Source organism: Clostridium sartagoforme AAU1 (genome assembly GCF_000401215.1).
Classification (GTDB): Bacteria; Bacillota; Clostridia; order Clostridiales; family Clostridiaceae; genus Clostridium; species Clostridium sartagoforme.
Window position 1 is genome coordinate 1 of sequence record NZ_ASRV01000104.1, and the last position, 6285, is coordinate 6285.

6 protein-coding genes are annotated in these 6285 nt (G+C 26.2%); 3 read left to right on the forward strand and 3 right to left on the reverse strand.

What is annotated here, in order from left to right:
* Nucleotides 1-228: 228 nt before the first annotated feature.
* Both A500_RS08605 and A500_RS08610 read right to left on the reverse strand, forming a co-directional pair.
* Entirely contained in the window at nucleotides 229-531 is a 303-nt protein-coding gene (locus A500_RS08605; RefSeq protein WP_016207190.1) for a hypothetical protein, read from the reverse strand.
* Between the two features lie 207 nt (nucleotides 532-738).
* A complete protein-coding gene (locus A500_RS08610) occupies nucleotides 739-1659 on the reverse strand; it encodes an alpha/beta hydrolase (RefSeq protein WP_016207191.1) in 921 nt (306 codons plus the stop codon).
* Nucleotides 1660-1864: 205 nt separating this feature from the next.
* On the opposite strand from A500_RS08610, the gene A500_RS08615 reads away from it, so the two are divergent.
* Together A500_RS08615 and A500_RS08620 are read left to right on the forward strand one after the other, a co-directional pair.
* Entirely contained in the window at nucleotides 1865-3223 is a 1359-nt protein-coding gene (locus A500_RS08615) for a Mur ligase family protein (RefSeq protein WP_040436681.1), read from the forward strand.
* Between the two features lie 16 nt (nucleotides 3224-3239).
* On the forward strand, nucleotides 3240-3968 hold the full coding sequence (locus A500_RS08620; protein WP_016207193.1) for a type 1 glutamine amidotransferase: 729 nt from the start codon (nucleotides 3240-3242) through the stop codon (nucleotides 3966-3968).
* Between the two features lie 48 nt (nucleotides 3969-4016).
* Here A500_RS08620 and A500_RS08625 read toward each other — a convergent pair whose 3' ends face one another.
* Nucleotides 4017-4736 carry a polysaccharide deacetylase family protein gene (locus tag A500_RS08625; protein ID WP_016207194.1) on the reverse strand — a complete coding sequence of 240 codons (720 nt, stop codon included), beginning with the start codon at nucleotides 4734-4736 and terminating at the stop codon, nucleotides 4017-4019.
* 310 nt (nucleotides 4737-5046) lie between these two features.
* Here A500_RS08625 and A500_RS08630 point away from each other — a divergent pair.
* Nucleotides 5047-6285 (forward strand): D-alanyl-D-alanine carboxypeptidase family protein (locus A500_RS08630; protein ID WP_242835090.1); only part of this gene is annotated, 1239 nt, incomplete at its 3' end.

The window sequence follows — 6285 nt, forward strand, 5'->3', positions numbered from 1 at the left end:
ATTAATATAATGACTAAATAATATATTTTATATATAAAATCCAAATCAGTAATATTATTAATGAAGTTTATAGTTGACGTTATTAATATTAATATAAAATATTCAAAATATATAAATTTATCATTTTTTTATTAAGTCTATATTTTGCCATAATATAATATAATATGACTATATGAAAAATACTAAACTCATAGTTTGTACCACACCCAACCTTTCTTAATAGTATTTTTACATCTTCAAATTGGCTATTTGGCGTGAAAAAATCATAGATACAGTCCAAAGTATAACAAAAAAAATTTTCAGTACTCCATATAATTCCTTTTGAGTTATGCTTTTTAAATGCATTGCAAACATAAGAGATATCATAACTAATATTATTTTAAATATTTTAACAAAATCATGTATTATTCTACTATCATATATTAGAGCTATTTCGAAACAACTATACATTGCTAGACTTAATAATGCATAAACTAATAATTTTTTCTTATCAACATAATAAATTCTCTCTCTAAAATTATTATAATCCAATTTTTTTCCCTCACTATATGTTATTACTACATAATTTTACATCATTTCCTTATATATGTGAATAAATTTAAAAGACTTTTATAAATAAAAAAATTGCTTCTATAAGTTTACTTATTCCTTCTCTCAGATGCTTATACAAAAAAAATAAGTACATATGATTTTCTAGGAAAATACATGTACTTATTTCTCTTTGCTATATTTGTATATTTATAGTTTTTTTATCCATATAATTATATCTTCAATAACTTCATTTTTATTTACTTCATTTAACATTTCATGTCTTCCATCTTTATATAGTTTATAGCTTATATCTTTCACACCAAGTTCTTTATATTGTTCATAAAGATTTATTACCCCATCACCAAAATATCCCACCGGATCTTTATCTCCAGAAAATATATAGATAGGAATATTTAAGTTTTTTATCTTTTCTAGGCTTTCATCTTTATGTATATCCCATAACCCTCTTATTAAATCATAGTAAAAAGGAGTTGGATATATAAATCCACAATATTTATCCTTTATATACTTATCTACTTCTTTTTCATCTGAAGATAGCCAATCAAAATTCGTTTTTGGATTTTTAACACTATTATTAAAACTTCCAAATGATAACTTATCCATAAATTTACTTCTCTTATAATTTCCACTAATCAACATTTCTATTTTAGAAACAATTAATCCAGCTTTAGTAAATACTTTTGGCTTTCCATTACTTCCAGATAAAATAACACCATCAATAGTATCTCCATAAATTTGTATATATCTTTGACTTAAAAAAGACCCCATGCTATGACCAAATAATATTACCGGCAATTCTTTATTTTCCTTTTTAATAATTTCATTTAACATTCTTATATCATCAAGCATTGAATAAAATCTATTTTCTTTGTTTATAAATCCTAGTTTATCTAAATTCTTTACACTTTTTCCATGCCCACTATGATCATGAGCATAAACTGTATATCCTTCTTGTGTAAGTTTATTTGCGAAATACTCATATCTTCCTGCCCATTCTGACATTCCATGAACTATTTGAATAATTCCTTTAGTATTTTCTGATTTATTACTCCATCTATAGCAACTAATATCTATTCCATTTTTATTCTTAAAAATAAAATTCTCCATATTAATTCCTCCATTCAATTATTAATTATATTATCTCTCTTATATCTATAACAGTCAAACTTCAATAATTAATAAAATCTTATAATAACCTTATTTGTAAGTATATAAAGTTATGATATACTATTCATAGTTAAAATCAATTTTTTTATTTTTTGATTATCTATTAATATTATTGTATATAATATTGGATAAGTATTATAAGGTGGTGAAAAAGATTAGTATTAAATCAATAATAAGCATTATAGCTTCAAAAATTACAATTTTTCTAACAAAGACAATACTAAAAGGGGGAACAACCTTTCCTGGAAAAGTGGCCTTAAAAATAGATAAAAATATACTCTCAAAGGTATCAAAAGGCTACAATGTAGTTTTAATCACAGGTACTAATGGTAAAACTACTACAACTAGCATGATTTATAATATTATAAAAGAAAATGGAAATAAGGTTATTACTAATAATACTGGTGCAAACCTTTTTCCTGGAATAGTTACAACCTTCATTGATAACTATAAGTTCTTTAAGAAAGTCGAAAATTCATATGCAGTTATTGAAGTTGATGAAGCTAACTTAAAATATATAACTGAATATATTAATCCAGAAATAATAACTGTGACAAACCTTTTTAGAGACCAACTAGATAGATATGGTGAAGTTTATACTACTTTATCCAAAATATTAGAAGGAATTCATCTTTCTCCTAATACTACTTTAGTTTTAAATGGAGATGAATCTCTTTTAGGTAAACTTGAGCTTCAAAATAAAACTGTGTTTTATGGTTTTAATGCTAGCATAGGAAATAATAAAGAGATAGAAATAAATGCAGATGCTAAGTTCTGTAAATTCTGTAAGTCTCCTTATGAATATAATCATATTACATATAATCATTTAGGTGATTTCTACTGTACAGGCTGTGGATTTAAAAGAGCTGATTTAGAATATGCAGTAAATGAAGTTTTAGAACTAACACCTGATAGCTCAACTGTAAAACTCAATGATTTAGAAATTACTATAAGCCAATCAGGAGTTTATAATATTTATAATGGCCTTTGTGCTTATGCTGTAACTAAAGAACTTGGAATAAATGACAATTCAATAAAAAAATCATTACAGAATCAAGATTCTAGTTTTGGAAGACAAGAAGCATTAAATATTGAAGATAAAGATGTAAAAATCATTTTAGTCAAAAATCCTGCAGGATATAATCAAGCTTTAGATACACTGTGTCTAAATAAAGATACTTTTGCTGCGGCATTTCTTTTAAATGATAACTACGCTGATGGTACTGATGTTTCCTGGATATGGGATGTTGACTTTGAAAAGCTTCATGATCTTAATATAGATGAAGTATTTGTTTCTGGTATAAGATGTTATGATATGGCTGTTAGACTTAATGTGGCTGGATTGAATAAAGATACTTTCATAATTGAAGAAACCTTTGAAGACTTAACAGAAAAGATTAAAAGTAGTAAAAATGATAAGATTTATGTTCTTGCTACCTATACTGCTATGATTAACTTTAGAAAATATCTTCATTCAAAAGGTTACATTAAAAAACTTTGGTAAATAAGGAGGTCTATAAATGGAATTAAATATTTGTCATCTTTATCCTGACTTACTTAATGTTTATGGAGATGTTGGTAATATTCTAATACTTAAACATAGAGCTGAACAAAGAGGAATAAAGGTTAATATAATTAACACTTCGCTAAATGATGAATTTGATTCAGAAAATACAGATATTTTATTTTTTGGCGGCGGTCAAGATTTTGAGCAATCAATCGTTTCTAATGATCTAAAAACTATAAAAAAACCTAACTTACAAAAATATATTGAAGATGAAAAAGTAGTTATTGCTATTTGTGGTGGTTATCAATTGCTTGGAAAATATTACATAGCTCCAAATGGTGAAAAAATTGATGGATTAGGAATACTTGATATCTATTCCGAGGGGGGAGATACTCGTTTTATCGGAAACACAGTTATATACAATGAAGATTTTAATGAAACTTATGTTGGTTTTGAAAATCATTCTGGTAGAACCTACACAAACGGATTGAAGCCATTAGGAAAGTGCTTACATGGGTACGGAAATAACGGTGAAGATGGAAATGAGGGTTGTATATATAAGAATACTTTTTGCAGCTATTTTCATGGATCATTATTATCAAAAAATCCAGAACTTGCAGATAGATTCCTAACTATAGCTTTAAATAAGAAGTATGAGAATGTTGTTTTAGATCCTATAGACGATACTCTAGAGCTTAAAGCTAAAGATGTTATGATAAAAAGATTAGAGAATAAAAAATAAATTCAAGGCAAACTATTAGTAGCTTTTGATAGTTTGCCTTAGCTTTTATTACTCTTTATTTAGTACTTTGTTTTCTTTTAAATAATTAATTTCCCATGAATCCATTTCATTTAATGTTTTAAATATATATCCTTTTTCTTTGTAATAGTTTATAACATCTTTAAGCGTTTCAGCAATAATAGTTTGATTGCTACAATCATGCATAAGAACTACCTCAACCTTATTTAATCCAGCCTCATCCCTTAACTTAGAGTTTACAAATTCTGAGGATATATCTTTTGATTTTTCATCTCCTATAGCTATAGTATGCCCTATATAATATTCTCCATTACTTATTATTTTTTGTTGTATTCTAGATAACACTTCTTTTTTATTTTGAGAATTATTTGGACATTCCAACAATTTTATAAAACTCAAATTACCTTCTCCAGTTATACTTTCTATAGTCTTCTTACATTTATCTAAATCATTGAAATAATTTTCTTCACTTTTATATAGATAACTATAATCATGTATATTGCAGTGTGGCATTATACACATATTACTTTTTCTTAAAGTTTTTATTATATAAGAATATATATTAGCTGAATCCCCTACAACAAAAAAGGTCGCTTTTACATCATTTTCATTTAATGTATTAATTATTTTATTAGTTATATTTGCTGAAGGTCCGTCTTCAAATGTTAAATATACAGTTTTTATTTCCTTATCTGTATGTAATGCTAATACAGGGATATAATTTATAATACTAATAAGTAAAAAAATCATAAAAATACTACTATATTTGTTAAACCTTTTTATATTAACCACCTCCTACTTATAATGTTATTTTATGCAATTATTAAGATTATATTATATGTAAATTAAACCACTTAACAAATGTTCTTTATGTTGTTATTATGTAATGTAGATGTTATACTTTAAGTTGTGTATAAAATGTGTAATTTAAAAGTTGAATTTTTAATTGTTATTTATACTTCAATTAGAAATCTATATAATTATGTAACTGTAATATAATCAGTTGCTGTATAGCATTTATTACAACTTATATACATAAAAATATTTAAGAAATGGGGAGATGAAATTGAAAAGAAAAAATTTATTAAAGACGCTGGCAGTTGCTCTTTCTATTTCATTATTAGCTCCTTTTGCTAATAAGGTTAGTGCACAAGAGACAAATATCCAATCTCCAGAAATTATTGGGGAAGCTGCTATAACAATCGATATTAATACAGGTGAAGTTATTTATTCAAAAAATGCAGATTTAAAATTATCACCTGCAAGTACTACTAAGCTTATGACTGCATTGCTTTTTGCAGAAAATAAGTCAAAATCAGATTCACTAACCTTTACTGATACTGTTTTAAAGGTTACAGAAACTTCATTAAATGGATATAAGAAGATAAATTCTGGTGACAAAATTTCAGCAGAAGATACAATGAAAGCTGTAATGATCTTCTCTGCTAATGATACGGCTTATTTAATGGCAGAATCAGTTGGTGGAACAGTAGATAATTTTATAACTATGATGAATGAAAAAGCTAATGACTTAGGGCTTAAAAATACACATTTTGTTAATCCTTCTGGATTAGAAATCGATCCATTAAACCCTACAAATACTGAAATAAACCAAACTACTGCTTATGATTTAGCACAAATAGGAATTGCTGCTTTTAAAAATGATTGGATTAGAGAAACTATGGCACCTAAAACTGGTGAGCTTAGTGTTAATTTGTCAGGTACTCCTGTAATAATCGAATCAAGAAATAAAATACTTGGTAAAAATGGTAATATAGGGGGTAAAACAGGAACTGAAGATCAAGCTGGGCATTGTTTTGTTGGCTTTTATGAAAGAGATGGCAGAGATTTAGTTACTGTTGTTTTGAAATCTGAATATGGTGCAACTGGGCTTAATGTATTTGAGGACACTGAAAAAATAGCTAATTATGGATATTTAGCTAAAAAGGAAGTCTATAAGAGTGCTAATGATGAAGTTGGAACTATTAACTTAACATATAAAGCATTTAGGTTTTTTGGTCCTGAAAAACAAATAACAGCTCCTATAATTTTAAATCAAGATGTAGAGTACTATAAAAATGATTTTAATGATAAAAATGCTTCTATTTCTTACACTCAAGATGTAAAAGATGCTTGGAAGCTTAGTGGTAATAAGGAAGTTAAACTAACATTTTCATTACCTGGATACACAGAAGAAATATCTGGTACTATACAAGTTTCTTCTTTAGAGCTTGTTAAAGCAAATTTACCACTATACTTATTATCATTACTAATTCTTATTGTTATATTAGTTCTATTA

Bases quoted from the DNA above. Each gene is read 5' to 3' on its own strand.
- A500_RS08610 (WP_016207191.1), bottom strand. From the start codon at position 1,659: ATGGAGAATTTTATTTTTAAGAATAAAAATGGAATAGATATTAGTTGC.
- A500_RS08620 (WP_016207193.1), top strand. From the start codon at position 3,240: ATGGAATTAAATATTTGTCATCTTTATCCTGACTTACTTAATGTTTAT.
- A500_RS08625 (WP_016207194.1), bottom strand. From the start codon at position 4,736: ATGATTTTTTTACTTATTAGTATTATAAATTATATCCCTGTATTAGCA.